Annotated in this window: 18 protein-coding genes and 1 tRNA gene; 4 read left to right on the top strand and 15 right to left on the bottom strand. The window is 71.8% G+C overall.

The window, feature by feature from the left end; all coding sequences use genetic code 11:
* Positions 1-12 precede the first annotated feature (12 nt).
* Together H9I49_RS10185 and H9I49_RS10190 are read left to right on the top strand one after the other, a co-directional pair.
* Complete coding sequence (locus H9I49_RS10185) at positions 13-1419, top strand: HAMP domain-containing sensor histidine kinase (RefSeq protein WP_188030222.1); 1407 nt, start codon at positions 13-15, stop codon at positions 1417-1419.
* 11 nt (positions 1420-1430) lie between these two features.
* Positions 1431-2432 (top strand): TAXI family TRAP transporter solute-binding subunit, encoded by a 1002-nt coding sequence (locus tag H9I49_RS10190; protein WP_223128480.1) that lies wholly within the window; start codon positions 1431-1433, stop codon positions 2430-2432.
* A 20-nt stretch (positions 2433-2452) separates the two neighbouring features.
* Here the strand turns inward: H9I49_RS10190 and prmC are convergent, their stop codons facing one another.
* The 13 genes from prmC to H9I49_RS10255 form a co-directional block, all read right to left on the bottom strand.
* Positions 2453-3337 (bottom strand): peptide chain release factor N(5)-glutamine methyltransferase, encoded by an 885-nt coding sequence (gene prmC / locus H9I49_RS10195; RefSeq protein WP_188030224.1) that lies wholly within the window; start codon positions 3335-3337, stop codon positions 2453-2455.
* Entirely contained in the window at positions 3334-4425 is a 1092-nt protein-coding gene (gene prfA, locus H9I49_RS10200) for a peptide chain release factor 1 (RefSeq protein WP_188030225.1), read from the bottom strand. Before prfA ends, prmC begins: the two co-directional genes overlap by 4 nt.
* Positions 4426-4523: 98 nt before the next feature.
* Positions 4524-4739, bottom strand: a complete 216-nt coding sequence (gene rpmE, locus H9I49_RS10205) for a 50S ribosomal protein L31 (protein ID WP_188030226.1) — start codon at positions 4737-4739, stop codon at positions 4524-4526.
* 245 nt (positions 4740-4984) lie between these two features.
* A complete protein-coding gene (locus tag H9I49_RS24420) occupies positions 4985-7066 on the bottom strand; it encodes an ATP-binding protein (protein WP_188030227.1) in 2082 nt (693 codons plus the stop codon).
* The gene (locus H9I49_RS10215) at positions 7063-8511 is read right to left on the bottom strand and encodes a glycosyltransferase family 2 protein (protein ID WP_188030228.1); all 1449 of its coding nucleotides are present in this window, start codon (positions 8509-8511) and stop codon (positions 7063-7065) included. The genes H9I49_RS24420 and H9I49_RS10215 overlap by 4 nt, the downstream gene beginning before the upstream one ends.
* Complete coding sequence (locus H9I49_RS10220; protein ID WP_188030229.1) at positions 8508-9566, bottom strand: HEAT repeat domain-containing protein; 1059 nt, start codon at positions 9564-9566, stop codon at positions 8508-8510. The genes H9I49_RS10215 and H9I49_RS10220 overlap by 4 nt, the downstream gene beginning before the upstream one ends.
* Positions 9567-9579: 13 nt before the next feature.
* Positions 9580-9981 carry a response regulator transcription factor gene (locus tag H9I49_RS10225; RefSeq protein WP_188030230.1) on the bottom strand — a complete coding sequence of 134 codons (402 nt, stop codon included), beginning with the start codon at positions 9979-9981 and terminating at the stop codon, positions 9580-9582.
* A gap of 115 nt (positions 9982-10096) precedes the next feature.
* Positions 10097-12082 (bottom strand): transcription termination factor Rho, encoded by a 1986-nt coding sequence (gene rho / locus H9I49_RS10230; protein WP_223128592.1) that lies wholly within the window; start codon positions 12080-12082, stop codon positions 10097-10099.
* A 272-nt stretch (positions 12083-12354) separates the two neighbouring features.
* On the bottom strand, positions 12355-13326 hold the full coding sequence (thrB, locus tag H9I49_RS10235; protein WP_188030232.1) for a homoserine kinase: 972 nt from the start codon (positions 13324-13326) through the stop codon (positions 12355-12357).
* Positions 13327-13330: 4 nt separating this feature from the next.
* Positions 13331-14425, bottom strand: a complete 1095-nt coding sequence (gene thrC, locus H9I49_RS10240; RefSeq protein ID WP_188030233.1) for a threonine synthase — start codon at positions 14423-14425, stop codon at positions 13331-13333.
* A complete protein-coding gene (locus H9I49_RS10245) occupies positions 14425-15729 on the bottom strand; it encodes a homoserine dehydrogenase (RefSeq protein ID WP_188030234.1) in 1305 nt (434 codons plus the stop codon). Before H9I49_RS10245 ends, thrC begins: the two co-directional genes overlap by 1 nt.
* A gap of 97 nt (positions 15730-15826) precedes the next feature.
* Complete coding sequence (gene lysA / locus H9I49_RS10250; RefSeq protein ID WP_188030235.1) at positions 15827-17245, bottom strand: diaminopimelate decarboxylase; 1419 nt, start codon at positions 17243-17245, stop codon at positions 15827-15829.
* A 2-nt stretch (positions 17246-17247) separates the two neighbouring features.
* Complete coding sequence (locus H9I49_RS10255) at positions 17248-18042, bottom strand: DALR anticodon-binding domain-containing protein (RefSeq protein WP_188030236.1); 795 nt, start codon at positions 18040-18042, stop codon at positions 17248-17250.
* Positions 18043-18156: 114 nt separating this feature from the next.
* Here H9I49_RS10255 and H9I49_RS10260 point away from each other — a divergent pair.
* Positions 18157-18228, top strand: a tRNA-Arg gene (locus H9I49_RS10260).
* Between the two features lie 389 nt (positions 18229-18617).
* Positions 18618-19268 (top strand): ASCH domain-containing protein, encoded by a 651-nt coding sequence (locus tag H9I49_RS10265; RefSeq protein ID WP_188030237.1) that lies wholly within the window; start codon positions 18618-18620, stop codon positions 19266-19268.
* Positions 19269-19280: 12 nt separating this feature from the next.
* Here H9I49_RS10265 and H9I49_RS10270 read toward each other — a convergent pair whose 3' ends face one another.
* On the bottom strand, positions 19281-20318 hold the full coding sequence (locus tag H9I49_RS10270; protein WP_188030238.1) for a hemolysin family protein: 1038 nt from the start codon (positions 20316-20318) through the stop codon (positions 19281-19283).
* The gene (locus H9I49_RS10275) at positions 20315-21706 is read right to left on the bottom strand and encodes a hemolysin family protein (protein WP_370587516.1); all 1392 of its coding nucleotides are present in this window, start codon (positions 21704-21706) and stop codon (positions 20315-20317) included. Before H9I49_RS10275 ends, H9I49_RS10270 begins: the two co-directional genes overlap by 4 nt.
* Between the last annotated feature and the right edge of the window lie 127 nt (positions 21707-21833).

The following is a 21833-nucleotide window of genomic DNA, read 5'->3' on the forward strand; positions in this document are numbered from 1 at the left end:
ATTCTCGGCTGCGTGCTCCTCGTGGTCGTCGCCATCGCCGTTCCTGCGCTGCAAGCAATCTCGCGCGAGCGCACGCAGGAGCTGGTGCTCAAACGGTCGACCGCACTGGCCCGCTTCGCGAGCCTGGCCCGGTCGAGCATCGACACCGGTGACCTGGCGGCACTCGTCCAGCACGGCGAGACGTACGTGGGGCTCTACGGCGAGCCCGTCCTCGTCCTCGACCCGTCGGGACACGTCATCTTCGAGACCGAGGCGCTGTCGCTCGATGACCCTGCCGTGGCCGCAGCAGCGACGGCGGCGCGGCGCAACCAGCCCATCGACGCCTTGCCGGTGGTCTTCCCGTGGAGCGAGAGCAGCCACCTCATGGCGCAGCCCGTCGTCGGCACCGGCGACCTCACGGGCGGGGCGGTCATCACCCGCGTCGACGCCGGTCGTGCCATCGCCGACGTGAGAGAGCGGTGGGCGCTGGCGCTCGCCGCGGCCGCGGCGGGGCTCGTCGTGCTGACGGCGCTGGGCCTCCTCCTCGGACGGTGGGTGTTGCGTCCGGTGCGCGACCTGGACCTGGCGTCCCAGGCGCTCGCCGCCGGACGGCTCCCCGAGAGCCTCCGCCGCACCGGCCCGCCCGAGCTGCGTCGGCTCGCCCACTCGTTCGACGAGATGGCGGCCTCGGTGACGGGCACGATCCGCGAGCGGGGTCGGCTCGTCGAGGACTTCTCGCACCGGCTCCGCAACCCCCTCGCGGCGCTGCGCCTGCGCGTCGATGCGCTGGCCCACGACGAGACCGGCGCCACGCGCGGTGCCTCCCTCGCGCAGGTCGACCGTGACCTCGACCGCCTCGAGCAGATGGTCGACACCCTGCTCGACCTGGCCGAGGCAGAGCACCGAACGGGCGCAGGGTCGGTGAGCGGCCTGCTCGAACCCGACGAGAGACCGCTCGAGCTGACCTGCGACCTCTTCGCCGAGGAGGTCGTCGCTCGCTGGGCAACGCAGTCCGCGGCCCGCGATCTACGCCTGCTCCGCGAGGGCCTGGACCACGTCGGGCTGCGCTGCTCGGCCATGGACGCGCACGACATGGTCGACGAGCTCGTCGAGAACGCCGTGCGGTACGCCGGTCAGGGCGCCGACATCGTGCTGCGCCTCTCCCTGCGCGCGGGCGCAGGCGACACCGCAGGACCGGCGGAACGCGTCGCGCTCATCGAGGTGGCGGACACCGGCCCCGGGCTGGGTCCCGACGAGCTGGAGCATGCCCTCGAGCGCTTCTGGCGCTCGCCCGGGCAACGCGACACCGACGGCACGGGCCTCGGGCTCGCGATCGTCGCCCAGCTCGCCCGGGCCAACCGCGGCCACGTCGAGCTCCGCCCGAACGAACCGAACGGCCTCCGAGTGCGGCTGACCCTGCCTGCCGTGGGAGACGCATGAGGTCGCGCCACGTGCATGAGCAGCGCCGAGCAGCGTCGGGGGCGCCGCGGCCGCCCGGCGGTCACCTCCCCGGGCGTCGGACCGTCGTGCGGGCCGCCGTTGCGGCTGCGGCGGCCGGTCTCGCAGGTGCCACCGCCGGAGGCTGCACGGCGGACGACGCCCTCGACCGGCTCGACATCGCGTGCGGCGAGCCCGGTGGCACCTACATCCAGTTCGGCCGCCTCCTCGGTGGCGCGGCCGTGGTGGAGGGGCTGGCTCCCTCGTCGAACGCCCTCGTGACGGCGGGCAGTGTCGACAACCTGCACCGGCTGCGTACGGGGACAGCGGGCCTCGCCATGTGCCTCGCCGACTCCGCCCGTGAGAATGCCTGGACACCCGCGGCCATCGGCCGCGTCTACCAGAACTACCTCCAGGTCGTCGTGCCCGCCGGCAGCCCCGTCACCTCGGTCGAGCAGCTGCGGGGGCGGGCAGTGTCGATCGGTGCGCCCGGGTCGGGCACGGCGGCGACGACCCGCCGGGTCTTCGACGCCCTCGGTCTGCTCGACACCGGAGCGCGCCGGGTCGAGGTGTCCGAGGTCGTCCTCGCCGAGGCGATCCGCCGGCTCCGGGCCGGCACGCTCGCGGCCCTCGTCTTCAGCAGCGGCATCCCGATCCCCGCGCTGACGGCGGTGGCCGCGCAGTTCCCGGTGCGGCTGCTCGACCTCACCGAGGTCTTCGACCGGCTGACCCCCGTGCAGCGCGAGGTGTACGCCCGCACGACGGTGCCGGCGGCGACGTACGACATGCCTGCCGACGTCACCACGGTCGGTGTCGCGAACCTGCTGCTCTCACGACCCGACCTGCCCGAGGACACTGCCGCACGGCTCGTCGACCTCGTGCTCGGCCACGCCCGCGACCTCGTGCCCCCGCCGTCGACGGGCATCCAGTACCTCACCCAGCAGACCCTGGTCGACACCTTCCCGATCTCGCTGCACCCGGGGGCCGCGAGGCGCTACCGCGAGCTGCACGGGTAGACCGAGGGCTTCTGACCGTCCTAGCTGCTCGTCCGCCGGGCCGTGGTGACGCGGGGACGGCCGGTGAGGTCGGGGTGGTCGACGACGTCGCGCCACTCCCCCGTGGCCGCGAGGCGCCGCGGGAGGCTCTCACCCTGCGAGTCAGCGTGCTCGACGAGCACCAGGCCACCCGGCCGCAGCAGCCCGGCGGCGACCCGCGCCACCGCGAGCGGGATCGCCAGGCCGTCCTCGCTGCCGCCGTAGAGGGCGACCTCGGGGTCGTGGTCGCGCACCTCGGGGTCGAGTGGCACGGCTCCGACGGGGATGTAGGGGGGGTTGACCGTCACGACGTCGACAGTGCCCGCCCAGTCGGCGAAGCAGGGCTGCGTCGCGTCACCCTCGACGAGCTCGACGTCCAGCCCCAGGCGGTCGCGGTTCGCGCACGCCCAGGCGTACGCGTCCGGCGACAGCTCGAGGCCACGCACCTGCGCGCCCGGACGCTCGTGCTTGACCGACAGGGCGATCGCCCCGGACCCGGAGCAGAGGTCGACGACGCGAAGGGGTGCGAGAGGAGCGGTGGTGGCCGGAGTGCTGAGACGGTCCACCTCGGCGAGCGCGAGGTCGACGAGCACCTCCGTCTCGGGCCGCGGCACGAAGACGCCGGGGCCGACGGCCAGGGCCAGCCGGCGAAAGTGGGCCCGGCCGGTGAGGTGCTGCAGCGGCACCCGGCGCGCGCGCTCCTCGACGAGGACGCCATACGTCTCCGGAAGGCCCCGGCCGCCGATCACCGCGAGTCGGCGCACCTCGGACGCGTCGACGCCGAGCACGTGCGCGGCGAGCTCGACCGCGTCGACGTCGGCCGACGCGACGCCGCAGTCGCGCAGTCGGGAGGTCGCCGCCCGGATGCCGTCGCGCAGGTCGGTCACGCGCCGGACCTGTCGCCCTCGGCCAGCGCCGCGAGCTTGGCCGCCTCGTCGGCGTCCAACGCGGACTGGACGACCGGGTCGAGGTCGCCGTCGAGGACGGCGTCGAGGTTGTACGACTTGTAGCCGGTGCGGTGGTCGGAGATGCGGTTCTCCGGGAAGTTGTAGGTGCGGATGCGTTCCGACCGGTCGACCGTGCGCACCTGCGACCGGCGCGCCGCCGAAGCCTCGGCGTCCGCCTCGTCCTTGGCGATCTGGTGCAGTCGGGCCCGGAGGACGCGCATCGCGGCCTCCTTGTTCTGCAGCTGCGACTTCTCGTTCTGGCACGAGACGACGAGACCGGTCGGGACGTGCGTGATGCGCACCGCGGAGTCGGTCGTGTTGACGCTCTGGCCGCCGGGCCCGCTGCTCCGGTAGACGTCGATGCGCAGGTCGTTGGGGTCGATCGTGACCTCGACCTCCTCCGCCTCGGGCATCACGAGGACACCGGCCGCCGACGTGTGGATGCGCCCCTGGCTCTCGGTGACGGGGACGCGCTGGACGCGGTGGACGCCGCCTTCGTACTTGAGCCGGGCCCACGGCGCCTCGTCAGGGCCTGGGCTCCCCTTGGCCTTGACGGAGACGCGGACGTCCTTGTAGCCACCGAGGTCGCTCTCGGTCGCGTCCTCGATGGTGGTGCGCCAACCGCGCTGCTCGGCGTAGCGCAGGTACATCCGCAGCAGGTCGCCGGCGAACAGGGCCGACTCGTCGCCACCCTCGCCCGCCTTGACCTCGAGGATCACGTCGCGGTCGTCGTCGGGGTCACGTGGCACGAGCATGCGACGCAGGTGCTCCTCTGCCTCGACGAACCGGCCCTCGAGGGACGGCACCTCCTCGGCGAACGACTCGTCCTCGGTGGCGAGCTCACGCGCGGCGGCCAGGTCCTCACCGGCTGCCGTCCACTCGCGCGCCGCGGCGACGGTCGGGGCCAGGGCGGCATACCGCTTGTTGAGGGTGCGCACGAGGTCCTGGTCACCGTGCACCGCCGGGTCGGCGAGGCGCGACTCGAGGTCGGCGTACTCGTCGAGGATCGACTGGACGGAACGAAGCACGGGAGGCCCTTCGGTCAGGGGGTGGCTGCGCGGTGGACGGGGTAAGACGAACGCCGGCCCCCGACGACCGAAGTCGTGGGAGCCGGCGTGCGGGAGACCTACTTGGCGGCCTTCTTGCCGTAACGGGCCTCGAACCGGGCCACTCGGCCACCGGTGTCGAGGATCTTCTGCTTGCCCGTGTAGAACGGGTGGCACTGCGAGCACACGTCGGCGGCGATCTTGCCGCTCTTCTCGGTGCTGCGGGTCGTGAACGTGTTGCCACAGGTACAGGTGACCGTGGTCTCCACGTAGTCGGGGTGAAGGTCGTTCTTCAACGTCGTCTCCTTGAGGTAGTCGGCCGGGTCGGTGTCATCGCTGCTCGTGCTGGGAGCCGCTCTCCCGTGAACCGGTCCAAAGGAAGAGTGTGCCAGAAAGGCGCACCTCCCCCAAAACGCGCAGAGGGCGCCCGGCATTCCCCTGCCCCCGGCGTCACAGGGACAGCATCGCGACGTCGGAAGCCCCGTCGTGACCTGCAACGACCCACACCGTCCGAGCAGCCGCCGGTGGCGTGCGGCCGGGGCTACGCGGGGACGGTGGCCGGCTGGACCACCGGCAGGACGACCTGCATCGTCGTGCCCTCCCCCTCGACCGAGGCGATGACGAGCTCGCCGCCGTGGCCCTCGACGATCGCGCGCACGATCGCGAGCCCGAGCCCCGTGCCGGGGATCGCGGCCGCCGTGGCGTTGCCCGCGCGGAAGAAGCGCTCCGAGAGGCGCGCGAGGTCGGCCGCCGGAATGCCGATGCCGGTGTCGTGGACGGAGATGATCGTCGATGCGCCGGAGCGCTCGGCCGAGAGCACGACCTCGCCGCCCTCCGGCGTGAACTTCACGGCGTTGGACCCGAGGTTGATGAGCGCGCGCTCGACCTGGCCGCGGTCGACCCTCACGCGCAGCTCCTCGGGCACGTCAGGGCAGGTGAGCCTGACGCCACCGCCCGCCGCGACCGGTTGCATCGTCTCGGTGACGGTGCGGAGCAGGTCGCGGACGGCGACCTCCTCGGACACCGCCTGCAGGCCGCTGATCTCGATCTTGTTGAGCACGAGGAGGTCCTCGATGAGTCCGCGCAGACGGGTCGCGTTGCGGCCGATGATGTCCAGCGCCACGTGCTGCCCGTCGGACACGTCGCCGAAGTCGCCGTCGACGAGCAGCTCGAGGTAGCCGCTGATCGAGGTCAGCGGGGTGCGCAGCTCGTGGCTGACGGTGGCCATGAAGTCGGTCTTCTGACGGTCGAGCTCGGTGAGCCGCCGCACCTGCTCGTCCTGCATCTGCGACAGGCGCAGCGACACGATCGACTGGGCGGCGATGGCCGAGCACTGTTGCGCCGCCTGGATCTCGTGCCGGTGCCAGCGCCGCGGGGCGTTGACCATGAGCACCGCCAGGATGCCCAACCCGCGGCCGCCCGTGCCGACCGGCAGCATGAGCAGCGACCTGGCGCCGGTCGCACGGTGGAAGGCTCGGGCCCGTTCGTCCTCGTAGGCCTGGTGGGCGAGCAGGTCGCCGAGGTCGAAGAAGCCGACGCTCTGACGCAGCTGCTCGTTGACCTCGCCCACCTGCTGCGCCAGCGACCGCGGCAGGGGCGGCAGGTCGGGCAGGTCGTCGGTGTGCCACTGGTGGCGGCCCTCGATGGTCTGGCCGTCCTCGGCGAGCGCGTAGAGCAGGATGCGGTCGGCGCCGAGGCCGGCACCGAGCTTGGAGCAGACCCGTTGGAGGGCCTCGGGCACATCGACGGCCGAGCGGGCGCCGCGACCCACGTCGAGGACGAGCTCCTGCATCTCGAGTACCGCCGCCTGCTGGTCGACGAGGCGGGCGTTGGCTCGCGTCAGGTCGTTGAAGTCGCGCGCGAGCACGCGCACCTCCAGGGCGCCTTCCTCCTGGTTGGCGAGGGCGATGACGTCGTTCTCGGCCTGCCGGCGCACCACCTCTCGCAACCGCGCGAGCGGTCGGCCGATGGCACGATCCATGCCCAGGCCCCCCGCGACGAGGACGAGGACGACCAGTACGGCCATGGTGATGATGACGACCGAGGTGGTTCCCGTGGCCTCCCGCGCGCCGACACTCGCCGCGTTGCGCTGGTCCTGGATGGCGCGGCTGATCGTGTGGTTGGCCTCGAGGAAAGCGGAGTATGCCGCCTCGGACCGGGCACGTCCCGCCTCGGTCACGTCGCCGGCGGCAGACCGGCCCTGCAGGGCCGCGCGCGCGCCCGCGAACCAGGCGTCCACGGCGTCCTTCTCGCTGTCGAGGAGCGACCCAAGACGCGTGCGGTCGGACTCGTCGAGCTCGCGGCCCTGCGCGAGGGATGCGAGCCGGTCGAGATCCGCCCGGATCGTCGCCTCCAGGCTCAGCGGGTCGATGTGTGCCTGCGCTCCGGATGCTGCCTCGTGCCAGGCGCCCTCGGCGCGCGTCATCTGGAGGAGGACCGCGTTGTTGGCCTCGGTGGCCGGTCCGAGGACAAGCGTCAGCGAGCGGACTGCCGCGCTCTGCGACTGGATGATGGCGACGGAGACCACGGCCCCGACCGGCACGAGCACGAGGAGGATGCCGATGAGGAGCCGGATCTGGCTACCGACGGAGCGCCTCGAGACGGCCGGCAACCCGCCGTTCACGCCGGGTCCTCGTCGAAGCCGGTGCGGGTCATGACACCCCAGACGTGCTTCTTCCGGCGCAGGCTCGCCCACATGCCCTCGAGGCGCCACCACACGGTGGCCTGGCGGTAGCCGAAGTTCTCGAGCACGGAGGACGCCACGGTCTGCCAGATCGCGCGCCACCGGTCGTGCTTGTGGAAGGCCCACTCGTCGACGACCATCGCGGCGAGGGTCACGAGCACGGCATACCCGTAGGCCAGGACGAGGAAGAGCACGGCGAACGGCACGTCGACGACCCCGAGCAGCAGCCCGAGCGGCACGATGATGATGCCGAGGAGCTCGAGGAGCGGGGCGATCAGCTCGAAGAGCCAGTAGTACGGCAGCGCGACCCAGCCGATCCGGCCGTACCTGGGCCGGAAGAGCATCGCGCGGTACGCCCAGAGCGTCTCCCAGAGACCACGCTGCCAGCGGCGACGCTGGTTGCGCAGCACCCTGGCGGTCACGGGTACCTCGGTCCACGAGACCGGCTCGGGGACGAACTCGATCCGATAGTCGCGACCCTCGTCGCGCAGACGCTTGTGGATGCGCATGACGAGCTCGAAGTCCTCGCCGATGGTGCCCGGGTCGAGGCCCCCGACCTCGACGACGACGTCGCGCCGGAAGAGCCCGAACGCCCCGCTGATGAGGATGAGACCGCCCAGGCGCGACCAGCCGGTGCGACCGAGGAGGAAGGCGCGGAGGTACTCCACCAGCTGGATCCGTGGGAGCCACGTCTGAGGCATCTCCACCCGGACGATGCGCCCCGAGAGCACGCGGCTGCCGTTGACCGGACGGATGGCACCCCCGGTGGCGACCATGCGCGTGGGGTCGTCGGCGAACGGGCGGGTCACGTGGAGGAGCCCGTCGGGCTCGAGGATCGAGTCGCCGTCGAGCATCGCGACGAGCGGCTCGCTCGCGGCGTTGATGCCCAGGTTGAGCGCCTCGGTCTTGCCGGAGTTCTCCTTGCGGACCACGACGAGCCGAGTGCGGCCGTCTCGCGGCACGAAGACCCCGAGAACCCTTGCCCTCACAGGGATCTCGCGCGGGAGCTCACGCGGCACCGGCACGAGGTCGAAGGCCTCCTCGAGCCGTGCGAAGGTCGCGTCGGTGCTGCCGTCGTCGATGACGACGACCTCGTGCCGTGGGTAGCGCAGCGTGAGGAAGGACTTGACTGCCGTGACGATTCCGGCTTCCTCGTTGTAGGCCGGCACGAGCAGGGACACCCCGGGGGCCAACCCCGCACCCTGCCAGGACAGGGCCGAGGCACGGCGCCGTTGCTGGGCCCGGAACTCGAGGTAGGCCAGCACGATGAGCGTCAGCAGCGAGGTGTTGATGAGCACGAAGTAGACGAGGATCGGCACGCTCGAGACGTCCATGACCCACACGACGAAGGATCGAAGGCCCTCGATGAAGGCGTCCCAGCTCATGCAGCCGACTTCTGCAGGTCGGCGACCAGCCGGGCTGACCTCACAGCTGCGTCGTCCTCATGGCCCGCGAGGGCGTCGCGCCCTTCGGCACCCATCGTGATCAGCGCACCCGCCGCGAGCTCGGCCAGGCGAGGGTCCGGGTCGCCGAGCAGCCCCGCCAGCGTGGGCACGGCGCCCGGCTCACCGAGCTCGCCGATCGCCGTCACGCACGCACGGCGCAGCGGCAGCGGTTCGGTGGCGCCGGTGTGACGGGCTAGGACGTCGGCGTCCTCGCCTCGGCCGAGTCGCCCGATGGCAACCGCACACGTCTCACGGACAGTGACGTCGGGGTCGTGCGCCAGCAGGTGTCGCAGTTCGGGCAGGCCACGCGTGAAGCTGCGCTCACCGCTGAGGTGGGCCGCGACCATGCGGGTGCGGGCGTTCTCGTCCTTGAGTCCCTCGCGCAGCACCTCGGAGATGCCGACGCCCATCGACTGAAGAGCCTCCGCGGCGGTTGCCGCAGGAAGTCCTCGGTCGGGCACGCCGATGGCCGCCAGGATCGGCCCGGCCGCCGAGGCGTCGCCGATGAGACCGAGCGCATACGCGGCGCTGTTGCGCACCTCGACGGACTCGTCGCGCAGGGCATCGACGAGGAGCGGGACGGTGTGGGCCGCACGGGCCAGACCCAGCAGCTGGGCCCCGCGGGCGCGCTTCACCGACGAACGGCTCGACAGGTCGCCCACCGCCGCATCGACGGCGCCGTGCACCTCGAGCACCCGGACGAGCTGCTCCGCCGGCGCTCCTCGGATCTTCGTGAGCAGGTCGGCGATGTTGCGGTCGAGCACCGTCCGCGACACACCCGTCGCCCACGTCAGCTCTTCCGCGGCGCTGCCGTCGTCGTCCTCACCGGAGGCCACCGTGATGAGCGGCGGGCGAAGCGGTGACAGGAGCATCTCGTCGCGCTTGCTGCGGCTGTGCCGCCGGGCGCGCACGGCGATGACCCCGAGGATGAGCAGCAGGCAGGCACCGAGGACGACGATCGTCGCGCCGAGGAGCAGTGCCGCGCCCACGATCACGGGACCACGTCGCTCATCGAGCTCGCGCGAGCATGCCGTTGACCCTGTGGAGCAGCTCACGCGGGCTGAACGGCTTGATGACGTAGTCGTCGGCGCCGACCGCGAAACCGGTGTCGACGTCGGAGTCGCGCGACTTGGCGCTGAGGAGCAGGACGGGAACGCCGGCGAAGTCGCTCTCACGGATCTTGCGCAGGACGTCGATGCCGGACAAGCCCGGCATCATGACGTCGAGGACAGCCAGCTGCGGGGGGTTGGCCGAGAAGGCCTCCCACGCGCTGACGCCGTCGGGGACGGCTTCGACGGCATACCCGGCCTGGGTCAGCTTGAACTCGACGAGGTCACGGATGTCTGCGTCGTCGTCGGCCACGAGGACACGGACGGGGTTTGCATCGGGGTCGCCGGCAGGCGCAGACATGGCTCTCCATGGTGACGTCGGGAGTGGAACTCCATTTTAGGAACAAATCACCCGAATAGCCCATGAAACGCCGAAAGGGGACGGTGCCACCGGGCACCGTCCCCTTCCGCGACGCTCAGGACTCGTCGTCGAGCCGGGAGCTGCTGGTCTGCTGGACCTGCGTGAGGAACTCGTAGTTGGTCTTCGTCTTCTTGAGGCGGTCGATGAGCAGCTCGATCGCCTGCTGCGGGTCGAGCGCGGCGAGCACCCGGCGCAGCTTCCACATGATCTTCAGCTCCTCGCTCGCCAGGAGGATCTCCTCGCGACGCGTGCCGGAGCTGTTGATGTCGACCGCCGGGAAGATCCGGCGGTTGGCCAGGTCGCGGTTGAGGCGCAGCTCCATGTTGCCCGTGCCCTTGAACTCCTCGAAGATCACCTCGTCCATCTTCGAGCCGGTCTCGACCAGGGCCGTGGCCAGGATCGTGAGCGAGCCACCGTTCTCGATGTTGCGCGCCGCACCGAAGAACTTCTTCGGCGGGTAGAGCGCAGCCGAGTCGACGCCACCGGAGAGGATGCGCCCGCTCGCCGGGGCGGCGAGGTTGTAGGCACGACCGAGCTTGGTGATCGAGTCGAGAAGGACCACGACGTCGTGGCCGAGCTCGACGAGACGCTTCGCGCGCTCGATCGCGAGCTCCGCGACGGTCGTGTGGTCCTCCGCCGGACGGTCGAAGGTCGAGGAGATGACCTCGCCCTTCACGGCCCGCTGCATGTCGGTGACCTCTTCGGGACGCTCGTCGACGAGGACGACCATGAGGTGGCACTCGGGGTTGTTCGTCGTGATGGCGTTGGCCAGAGTCTGCATGATCATCGTCTTGCCGGCCTTGGCCGGGGCGACGATCAGGCCGCGCTGGCCCTTGCCGATCGGCGCGACGAGGTCGATGATCCGCGTCGTCAGGACGTTGGGCTCGGTCTCGAGGCGCAGGCGCTGCTGCGGGTAGAGCGGCGTGAGCTTGCCGAACTCCACGCGCTTGGCGGCCTCCTCCGGCGTCATGCCGTTGACCGTGTCGAGACGCACGAGCGCGTTGAACTTCTGCCGGCCGACGTTGCCCGACGGCTGCTCGCCCTCGCGCAGCGCCTTGACCGCACCGGTGACGGCGTCGCCCTTGCGCAGACCGTTCTTCTTGACGATGCCGAGCGGGACGTAGACGTCGTTCGGGCCGGCGAGGTAGCCGGACGTGCGGACGAACGCGTAGTTGTCGAGGACGTCGAGGATGCCGCCGACCGGCACCAGGACGTCGTCGTCACCGACCTGCAGCTCGGACTCGTTCCAGTCCTGGCCGCCCTCCCGGCCGCGGCCGCGCTTGCGGTCCCGGCTGCGCTGACGGTTGCGGCTGCGGCGGCTGCCACTGCGGTCGTCGTCGTCGAAGCGCGACTGCTGGCCGCGGTTCTGGTCGCCGGCATCGCCCGCCTGACGGTCCAGCTGACGGTCCTGACGGTCCAGCTGACGGTCGGGCTGACGGTCCGGCTGGCCGCGGTCGTACTGGCGGTCGTTCTGGCGCTCGCCCTGCTGACGTCCGTCACGGTTGCCCTGCTGCTGACGGTCCTGCTGTCGGTCGGGCTGGCGCTCCTGCTGGCGGTCCTGCTGGCCGCGCTCGGTCTGGCGGTCGCCCTGCTGACGGCGCTCGGGGCGGTCGGCCTGCCGGCCGCGCTGACGCCCCTCGCGCTCGTCCCCCTCGGCACGGTCATCGGAGCGCTCCTGGCGCTCCTGGCGCTCCTGGCGCTCGATGCGCTCGGCGGCCGGTGCGTCCGACCGGCCGTCGCCCTCGGCGCGGCGTGCACGCTCAGGGGCGTCGACGGACGGGGCTTCCACGACCGCCGCAGAGGCCGGCACGGAGTCCGGCGTGGAGGCCGGCTTCTCGGCCGGCGTCTCGTCGGCCGAGGCGGAGCCGGCCGGGCGGCTGGCTCGGCGGGACGCACGAGCGGGGGCCGCATCGGAGGTGGCGGCGGACGAGCCGCCCGCCTGACGGGCCTTGATGGCCTCGACGAGGTCGCTCTTGCGCATCTTGGTCGTCCCGGTGATGCCCATCGAGGACGCGACGCCCTTGAGCTCGTCCAGCTTCATGGCGGACAGGCCAGAGAGCGGACGGGTGGTTGTTTCTGACACGAAGGATCCTTCCCCCTCGTTTGCGGCCCGGGAGATTCCTGCGGGCCGGACTTGGACCAGATGACCTGGTCGTGTGAGATCCACGTCGGCGCAGAACGCGCCCAGAGGCAGATGTCTGCGCCTCAGTGTGGGGGTGGGTGCGCCGGCCTGCGATGACGCGGCATGTGGCGCGCGCTCAGGATACCACCCGGCGGCCGTCGGACCTGCGTCGCACACCCCCTTGTCGAGAATCAGCGGACCTGCACCCGGGCTCCGCGGGCCGGCACCCCGGGCAGGAGACGCTCCCAGTACGGAGCGAGATGGCCAGCCTGCACGTCGGCCTCGGCTGCACGTGTGGTGAGGACCAGGACGCTGGGACCGGCCCCCGAGACGACGGCGGCATGTCCCTGCGAGCGCAGGTGGTCGACGAGTGCCATCGTGTCCGGATAGGACGGCCGGCGGGCCTCCTGGTGCAACCAGTCACGGGTCGCGGCGTGCAGGTGGCTCGGGTCGGCCGTGAGGGCGTGGACGAGCAACGCCGCGCGGCCGGCACCGGCCGCCGCGGCAGCGAGCGAGACCGTCGCGGGCAGGACGGCACGCGCCGTCCGCGTGGCGAGCTGGGTCTCCGGGACGAAGACGACGACGTCGACGTCGGGGTGCGGGTCGATGCGTGCCGTGACGGTGCGCTCGCCGCGGTCGAGCCCGGTCCCGTCGGGCATCCAGCTCACGGTGAGGCCACCGAGGACGCTGGCCGACGCGTTGTCGGGATGCCCTTCGAGCTCGCTCGCCACGTGGGATGCCAGCCCGAGGTCGACGGGCACCTCCTCGCCGGGAGCCGGCCATCCGGCATTCGGCTCGATGGCGTACGAGAGCGCCTGTGCGGCAACGACGCCCGCCACGATGGCCGTGGCGGACGAGCCGAGGCCGCGGCTGTGCGGAACTCCGTTGGTCGCGACGATCCGCAACCCTGCCGGTGCCTCGACGCCGAGGGCGCGCCACGTGTGCTGGATCGTCGCGTGGACGAGGTGCCCCTCGTCGGTGGGCACGTCGGAGGCGCCCTCGCCGGTGACCTCGATGATCAGCCCTGCCGTGTCCGACGTCGTCACGACGTAGTCGTCCCAGAGACCGAGGGCGAGGCCGATCGAGTCGAAGCCGGGACCGAGGTTCGCGCTGCTCGCCGGCACGCGGGCGTGGACGGACCGGCCCGCGGGCACCCGGCTCACGCGCTCAGCCCTCGAGGCCGAGTGCCTGGGCGGCGGAGAAGGCGTCGACCGAGACGCGGGTCGGCACGACCTCCGCACCGTCGGCGGTGCGCAGCGCCCACTGGGGGTCCTTGAGCCCATGACCCGTCACGGTGCAGACGATGCGCGCGCCCGACGGGACCAGACCCGCCGCGTGGCTCGCGAGCAGGCCGGCCACGGAAGCTGCCGAACCGGGCTCGACGAAGACGCCCTCCTGCGAGGAGAGGTAACGGTGGGCGTCGAGGATCTGCTCGTCGGTGACAGCCTCGATGCGGCCACCTGACTCGTCGCGTGCCGCGATCGCCTGCTCCCACGACGCGGGGTTGCCGATCCGGATGGCGGTCGCGATGGTCTCGGGGTGGTCGACGGGGTGGCCGAGCACGATCGGTGCGGCTCCCGCTGCCTGGAAGCCCCACATGACGGGCAGGTGCGTCGCCGGGCCGGGGCGGTCGCTGACGGTGGGATCGGCGGAGTACTCGCGGTAACCCCGCCAGTACGCGGTGATGTTGCCGGCGTTGCCGACCGGGAGACAGTGGATGTCGGGGGCGTCGCCGAGGGCGTCGACGACCTCGAACGACGCGGTCTTCTGGCCCTCGATGCGGGCCGGGTTGACCGAGTTGACGAGCTCGACGGGGTAGGCCTCGGCGAGCTTGCGCGCCAGCGTGAGGCAGTCGTCGAAGTTGCCGTCGACCTGGAGCAGGGTCGCGCCGTGCGCGATCGCCTGGCTCAGCTTGCCCATCGCGATCTTGCCGTCGGGCACGAGCACGCCGCAGGCCATGCCGGCCTTCGTGGCGTATGCCGCCGCCGACGCGGACGTGTTGCCCGTGCTCGCGCAGATGACGGCCTTGGCGCCCGTCTTGGCGGCGACGCTGATCGCGGTCGTCATGCCGCGGTCCTTGAACGAGCCGGTCGGGTTGAGGCCCTCGTACTTGAGATGGACCTCGGCGCCCACTCGCTCCGAGAGCTTCGCGGCGTGGATGAGCGGCGTCCCGCCCTCGTGCAGCGTGACCACCGGCGCACCCTCGAGCATCGGGAGCCGGTCGGCGTACTCGCGGATCACGCCGCGCCACTGGTGAGCCATCAGGAACCTTCCACGCGCATCACGGAGTTGACACCACGGACGACGTCGAGCGTGCGCAGTCGCTCGACCGTGGACGAGAGGGCCGCATCGCTCGCGGTGTGCGTGACGATGATGAGGTTGGCGCGGGCGGACTCACCGTCCGCGGCCGCCACGAGATGCTGGCGCACCGTCTCGATCGACACGTCGTGGTCGGCGAAGGCCGCCGCGACCTGGGCGAGGACACCCGACCGGTCCTCGACGTCGAGGCTGATGTGGTAGCGCGTCTGGGCGTCGCCCATGGTCAGGACGGGCAGGTCGGCATAGCTCGACTCCCCGGGTCCCAGGCCGCCGCCGACCCGGTGGCGCGCGACGGCGACGAGGTCACCGAGCACGGCAGAGGCCGTGGGGTCGCCGCCCGCGCCCTTGCCGTAGAACATCAGCTGGCCGGCGGCGTCGGCCTCGACGAAGACGGCGTTGAAGGCCTCGCGCACGCCGGCGAGGGGGTGCGACCTCGGGATCATCGCGGGGTGCACGCGCACGCTGACGCCCTTGTCGCCGCGCTCACAGATCGCGAGGAGCTTGACGACGGCATCCATCTCCCGGGCGGCGGCGACATCGGCCGCCGTGACCTCAGTGATGCCCTCGCGGTAGACGTCGGTGCCGGACACCCGCGTGTGGAACGCGAGCGAGGCGAGGATGGCCGCCTTCGCGGCGGCATCGAAACCCTCGACGTCGGCCGTGGGGTCCGCCTCGGCGTAGCCCAGCGCCTGGGCCTGCTCGACGGCGTCGTCGAAACCGGCGCCGGTCGTGTCCATCTTGTCGAGGACGTAGTTGGTCGTTCCGTTGACGATGCCGAGCACCTTGCGCACCTCGTCGCCGGCGAGCGACTCGCGCAGCGGCCGCAGCAGCGGGATCGCGCCCGCGACCGCCGCCTCGTAGTAGAGGTCGACGCCGTACCCTGCGGCCGCGGCGTACAGGGCGGGGCCGTCCTCGGCGAGGAGGGCCTTGTTGGCCGTGACGACCGAGGCGCCGTGCTCCATGGCACGCAGGATGAGCGAGCGGGCCGGTTCGATGCCGCCGATGACCTCCACGACGACGTCGGCCCTGGTCACGAGCTCGTCGGCGTCGGTCGTGAAGAGGGCTGGGTCGACGCCGAGGTCGGACCGGTCGCGACCCGACCGGCGGACGGCGATGCCCGTGATCTCCAGCCGCGCGCCCACCCGGGCGGCCATGTCGTCGGCGTGCTCGGTGAGCAGGCGTGCGACCGCTCCACCCACGACGCCGGCCCCGAGCAGGGCGACGCGCAACGGCCTGGGGTCACTCACGGCGCTGTCCACGGTGCGAATCCTGCCGTCTGTCCGGGTGACGGACGGTCATTGTTTCGCGATCCGGACATGCCCGGCGCAGGAATTGCAGGAGGCATCAGATGTCGAGGGCGAGCAGGTCGTCGATGGTCTCGCGCCTGACGATGACCCGGGCGCTGCCGTCACGCACGGCCACGACCGGCGGTCGCGGCGTGTGGTTGTACTGGCTCGACAGGGACCGGCAGTAGGCGCCGGTGCCGGGGACCGCCACGAGGTCGCCGGGCGCGACGTCGGCGGGCAGGAACTCGTCCTTGACGACGATGTCGCCGCTCTCGCAGTGCTTGCCGACGACGCGCGCGAGCACGGGATCCGCCGTGGAGGCACGGTTGGCGAGGGTGCACGAGTAGTTGGCGTCGTAGAGGGCGGTGCGGACGTTGTCGCTCATCCCGCCGTCGACGGAGACGTAGACGCGCTGGGCCCCGCCGTCGAGGTCCACCGGCTTGACGGTGCCGACCTCGTAGAGCGTGAAGGTGCTCGGGCCGGCGATGGCGCGACCCGGCTCCACGGAGATCCTGGGCACGGCGACGCCGTCGGCGCGGCACTCGCGCTCGATGATCTCGGCCATGCCGGCGGCGAGGTTCTTCGGCGGGAGGGGGTCGTGCTCGGTCGTGTAGGCGATGCCGAAGCCACCGCCGAGATCGAGCTCGGGTAGCTCGGCGCCGAGCTCCTTGGCGACCTGCGTGTGCAGCCCGAGAATGCGCCGCGCCGAGACCTCGAACCCGGAGGTGTCGAAGATCTGCGAGCCGATGTGGCTGTGCAGCCCGAGCAGCCGAAGCGACTCGGGCCGGGCGAGGATGCGGCGGACCGCCTCGAAGGCATGGCCGCCCGAGAGCGACAGCCCGAACTTCTGGTCCTCGTGCGCCGTCGCGATGAACTCGTGCGTGTGCGCCTCGACCCCGACGGTGACGCGGACCAGGACCGGCGCGACCACGCCCAGCTCATTGGCGACGTCGGCGACGCGTTCGATCTCGTCGAAGGAGTCGATGACGATGCGGCTCACGCCGTACTCCAGGGCCGCGCGGATCTCGGCGACGCTCTTGTTGTTGCCGTGCATCCCGATCTTCTGGCCGGGCACGCCTGCGCGCACCGCGACCGCCAGCTCACCTCCGGTGCACACGTCGAGGTGCAGGCCTTCGTCGTGGACCCAGCGTGCCACCTCGGTGCAGAGGAACGCCTTGCCGGCGTAGAACACGTCGGCCGCGCCGGACAGGCTGTCGAACACCTCGGCGTAGGTCTGCTTGAAGTCCCTTGCGCGAGAACGGAAGTCGTCCTCGTCGATGACGTATGCCGGTGTGCCGAACTCGCGCGCCAGCTCGGTGACGCTCACACCGCCGACCGTGAGGACGCCGCCGCTGCCGCGCCCGACGGACGTCGCCCACAGGGACGGCACGAGGGCGTTGACGTCGACGGGGGTCTGGAGCCACGCGGGGCCGCGGTAGCCCTCCGCGTGCAGCGCTCCGGCTTCGTGTGCGCGCATTGCTACATCCTCTCCGGGGCCGAGGCGCCGAGGCGCTCGAGTCCATTGCGCAAGACGATGCGGACGGCGTCCGCGAGGACGACGCGGGCACCGTGGACTGACTGCACCGACGCGCCCACCGTCGTGGGTCGCAGCGGGTGGTCCCAGGCGTCGGCGAGCGAGGCCAGGTCGGTGACGGCGCGTCGCTGCTGCACCTCGTCACCGACATGGGTCTCGAGCCGTTGGGGAAGGTCGGCGAGCGCGACGAGCAGGTGCCGCTCGGCGACATGGGTCAGCTCGCCGAGCCGCGTCGGTGACCGGCGCTCCACCCCGGCGGCCTCCGCGTTGCGGATGAGCCGGCAGAGCCTCGCGTGCGAGCGTTGGGCGGCGAGGACCGGGTCGTCGGGGGGACGGCTCCCGGGCAGCTCGGTGAGCTCGCGGTGGGAACTGCCGGGGGCGAGAGCGTAGGTGTCCTGCCCCTCGAGGACCAGGCGGACGATGGCGGAGCGGGCGAGGTCCTCGAGGGTGATCGCGATGAGGCCGCTCGGCGCCACCTCGACCGCGGCGACCGGCTTCTGCTGGGTCAGCCCCCGGGCGAGGACGCGGGCGAGGTCGCGGGGTCCGAGGTCGATCTGCGGGGCCCAGCGCTGGGCGACGGGTGTCACCCAGTCGGCGATGACGCCGGCGGTTCGCGCATCGGTCGGCCGGAACAGCGGTCCCGCCGGCGGACCGGCCTCCGCCTCATCGGGGAGCTCCCCCGTGCGGGCTGCCTGCGCGGCGACGTCCTCGAGGAGGGCGCGCAGCTGCTCCGGCGTCATGGCGCGAGTCTACGAGGGACGGCTCGGCCGGGTCGGCCGGCTCGATCCGGGGGCGCATTCAGCGTCGGGCCGCCTCTGCTGCTAATCTCACCGGGCGCACGAAAAGTGTGTGTCGCCCCCGTAGCTCAGGGGATAGAGCACCGCCCTCCGGAGGCGGGAGCGCAGGTTCGAATCCTGCCGGGGGCACCGAACGCCGAAGGGCGGTCACCAAGCGCGAAGCGCCCGGTGACCGCCCTTCCGCACTCCGGTCCGGGATCGTCGGGTCGGGTGGTCAGGATGGTCAGGGGCTGGTGAACAGGACCAGGTCGGCACAGCCGAACTGGTCGTAGCACCGGGCGCCACCCGGAGACGTAGATGGTGATGGTGACATCCCGGCACGGCGCGCTCGAGGTGACCGCCCCGATGGCCTGCCTGACAGCCGAACGGCGTTGACCACGAGCGACGGAGATTGGGAATGCCTTTCGCCTGTAAGGCCGCTCGTTCCTGCGCGCCGCTGTCGTGACCGCAGTCGTGCGTACGCGTCGCGCTCGCCGGGGCCAACCCCCCTGACCTCAGGTGCGTGCCACGATGGGCTGGTGCTCATCTCCAAGCCCGTTGCCGAGGCCATTCGCGCCGGCACCGTCACCCAGGCCTTCCGGCGTTGGGACGCCCCGCGTGTCAAGGTCGGTGGACTCCAGCTGACGCCGGCCGGGCTCGTGCGCTTCGACGCAGTCAGCAAGGTGCGGGACCCGTCGCGGCTCACGGAGCGCGACGCGAGGAAGGCCGGACTCAAGGACCTCGCCACGCTCCAGAAGCACCTCGCGCCGAGGGAGCGCAGACCCTCGCCACGAGGAGGCCGTGGTGGCGACACCGTCTACCGCATCAGGCTCAGCTGGGCCGGGGAGGACCCGCGAGTCGCCTTGCGCGAGAGCCTTCCGGACGAGGCGACCCTCGGTGACATCGCGGCCCGGCTCGCCCGACTCGATGCCCGGCCGACCGGTCCGTGGACCCGCGACATCCTCACGTGGATCCGCGACAACCCCCGCGTCGTGTCCAAGGAGCTGGCCGCACTCCGCGGCTGCGAGCTGCTCCCCATGAAGATCGACATCCGCAAGCTCAAGGCCCTCGGGCTGACGGTCAGCCACGACGTCGGCTACGAGCTGTCCCCGCGCGGCAGGGCATACCTCGGCTACATCGAGCGCACCGAGCGCAGTGGGCCGACCGACCCGGACGCGCAGCCGGGGTAGCCCGTCGCGCGGTCACCGCTGGGTCGTGTCGGTGACCTCGCCGACGAGCTCCTCGAGCACGTCCTCGAGGAACACCACGCCCGTGACCTCGGCGTCGTCGTCGATGACCCGGGCGAGGTGCGCGCCCGTCAGCTGCATCGTGGCGAGCACGTCCTCGATGTCGTCCCCCTCGCGCACCGTCGCAAGGCGCCGTACGCGCTTGGGCGGGATGGGCTGCTCGTGGCGCTCGTCGTCTGCGTAGAGGACGTCCTTGAGGTGGATGTAGCCGGCGATCTCCCCCGCTGCGTCCCGCACCGGGTAGCGCGAGAAGCCCTGCTTGGCGACGAGTCGCTCGATGTCGGCCGGCGTCGCTCCCAGCTCGACCGTCGTCAGCGACCCCGTGTCGACGGCGACGTCGCGCGCGAGCTTGTCGGAGAACTCGAGCGTCTTGGCGACGAGGCCGTGCCGCTCCTCCTCGATGAGGCCCTCGCGCCGCGACTCGCCGACGATGTGGGCCACCTCCTCGGCCGTGAACGCCGAGGCGATCTCGTCCTTGGGCTCGACGCGGAAGAGCCGGACGAGCGCCTTCGCCACCGTCTCCATGGCGTGGACGACGGGTCGCAGCATCGTGGAGATCCAGAAGAGCGACGGCACGAGGACGAGCACCGCACGGTCGGGTCCGGCAATGGCGAGGTTCTTCGGGATCATCTCCCCGACGACGACGTGGAGGTAGCTGATGATGAGCAGCGCGAGGGCCAGGGCGACTCCACCCGCCCACGCCTCCGGCAGCCCCCACGCGTGGAAGACCGGCTCGAGGAGGTGGTGCAGGGCGGCCTCTGCGAGCGCCCCGAGACCGACCGAGCAGACCGTGATGCCGAGCTGGGCCGTGGCAAGCATCGACCCGAGCCGCTCGAGCGCGAGCAGGCACGACGCGGCGCGCTTGCTCCCTGCGTCCGCGAGGGGCTCGAGCGTCGAGCGGCGCACGGCCATCGCGGCGAACTCGGCACCGACGAAGAAGGCGTTGCCGAGCAGCAGGAGCAGCGAGACGAGGTAGACCCAGGCCCCGCTCACGACGCCTCCCCCGACGGGTCACGCGGCCGGTCGGGCGTGTTCTGGGCGTTCGCTCCGCCGGGTCCGTCGTGGTCGTCGGTGTGCGGCAGCGAGGCCGGGTCGGGCACGAACCGCAGCCGGTCGACCCGCCGTCCCTCCATGCCGACGACGTTGATCCGCCACCCCGGGACGTGGACGACGTCGCCGACCACCGGCACGCGGCCGAGACTCGTCATGACGAAGCCGCCCATCGTCTCGTACGTGTACCCGTCGGGGACGTCCGCGTCGAACGCGTCGCGCACCTCGTCGGGTCGCCACAGCCCGGGCACGGTCCAGGAGCCGTCGATGAGCTCGCGGCCGCCTTGGCGGCTGCGGTCGTGCTCGTCCGAGACCTCGCCGACGATCTCCTCGACGACGTCCTCGAGCGTCACGATGCCCGACGTGCCGCCGTACTCGTCGACGACGACGGCCATCTGGAACCCGCCCTCGCGCAGGTCGCGCAGCAGCGGGTCGAGGCGGATCGTCTCCGGCACGACGAGGCGTTCGGACATCAGGGCCGAGACCGGCACGTCCTTGCGCCGCTCGTGCGGCACGGCCATCGCCTTCTTGACGTGCACGACGCCGTCGATGTCGTCCCAGTCGTCGCCGAGGACGGGAAAGCGCGAGTGGCCGGTTCGTCGCGACAGGCGCAGCACGTCGTCGGCGGACTCGTCGCGGTGGATGCCGGTGCACCGCACGCGCGGCGTCATGACGTCGTCGGCCGTGCGCTCCCCGAAGCCGAGAGAGCGGGTCAGCATCCGGGCCGTCGTCACGTCGAGCGTGCCGGCCTGGGCGGAGCGCTGGACCAGGCTCGCCAGCTCCTGAGGCGTACGGGCCCCGGAGAGCTCCTCCTGCGGCTGGATGCCGACGGAGCGCAGGACGGCGTTCGCCGAGCCGTTCAGCACGACGATGAGCGGCCGCGCGACGACAGCGAACACGCGGACCGGCAAGGCGACCACCTTGGCCGTCGCGAGGGGAGCCGAGATGCCGAGGAACTGCGGCAGCAGCTCGCCGAAGACCATCGAGAAGACCGTGGCCAGCACGAGGGCGAGGGTGCTCGAGACCGCCTCGACCGCCCCGGAGCCCAGGCCGAGAGCGCCGAGCGGCCCGGAGACGAGCACGCCGATCGACGGCTGGGCGAGGTAGCCGACCACGAGTGTCGTGATGGTGATGCCGACCTGCGCCGCGGACAGCTGCGTCGAGAGCTGCTTGAGTGACTGGAGCACGACACGGGCGCGCGCATCGCCCTCGTCGATCGCGCGCTGCACGGTGGGCCGGTCGAGCGCGACGAGCGAGAACTCGGCGGCGACGAAGATCGCGGTACCCGCAGTGAGCAGGACGGCACCGAGGACCAGCAGCCACTCGGTCACCGACGGGCCACCCGTCGGGCGCGGGAAATGTGGAGCCCCGGGAGAGCCGGGACCCGGTCGCGGAGGCAGGTCATGGTGGGCCCACTATAAGGAGCGCCGGGCGCCCTTGGAGGTCCGCGGGCCCCCG

Source organism: Terrabacter sp. MAHUQ-38, from assembly GCF_014518425.1.
Classification (GTDB): Bacteria; Actinomycetota; Actinomycetes; order Actinomycetales; family Dermatophilaceae; genus Terrabacter.

Excerpts from the sequence above, each read along its gene's own strand:
- H9I49_RS10215 (WP_188030228.1), bottom strand. The coding sequence starts at position 8,511 with ATGAGCTGGGACGCCTTCATCGAGGGCCTTCGATCCTTCGTCGTGTGG.
- H9I49_RS10225 (WP_188030230.1), bottom strand. The coding sequence starts at position 9,981 with ATGTCTGCGCCTGCCGGCGACCCCGATGCAAACCCCGTCCGTGTCCTC.
- rho (WP_223128592.1), bottom strand. The coding sequence starts at position 12,082 with ATGAAGCTGGACGAGCTCAAGGGCGTCGCGTCCTCGATGGGCATCACC.
- thrC (WP_188030233.1), bottom strand. The coding sequence starts at position 14,425 with ATGGCTCACCAGTGGCGCGGCGTGATCCGCGAGTACGCCGACCGGCTC.
- lysA (WP_188030235.1), bottom strand. The coding sequence starts at position 17,245 with ATGCGCGCACACGAAGCCGGAGCGCTGCACGCGGAGGGCTACCGCGGC.
- H9I49_RS10255 (WP_188030236.1), bottom strand. The coding sequence starts at position 18,042 with ATGACGCCGGAGCAGCTGCGCGCCCTCCTCGAGGACGTCGCCGCGCAG.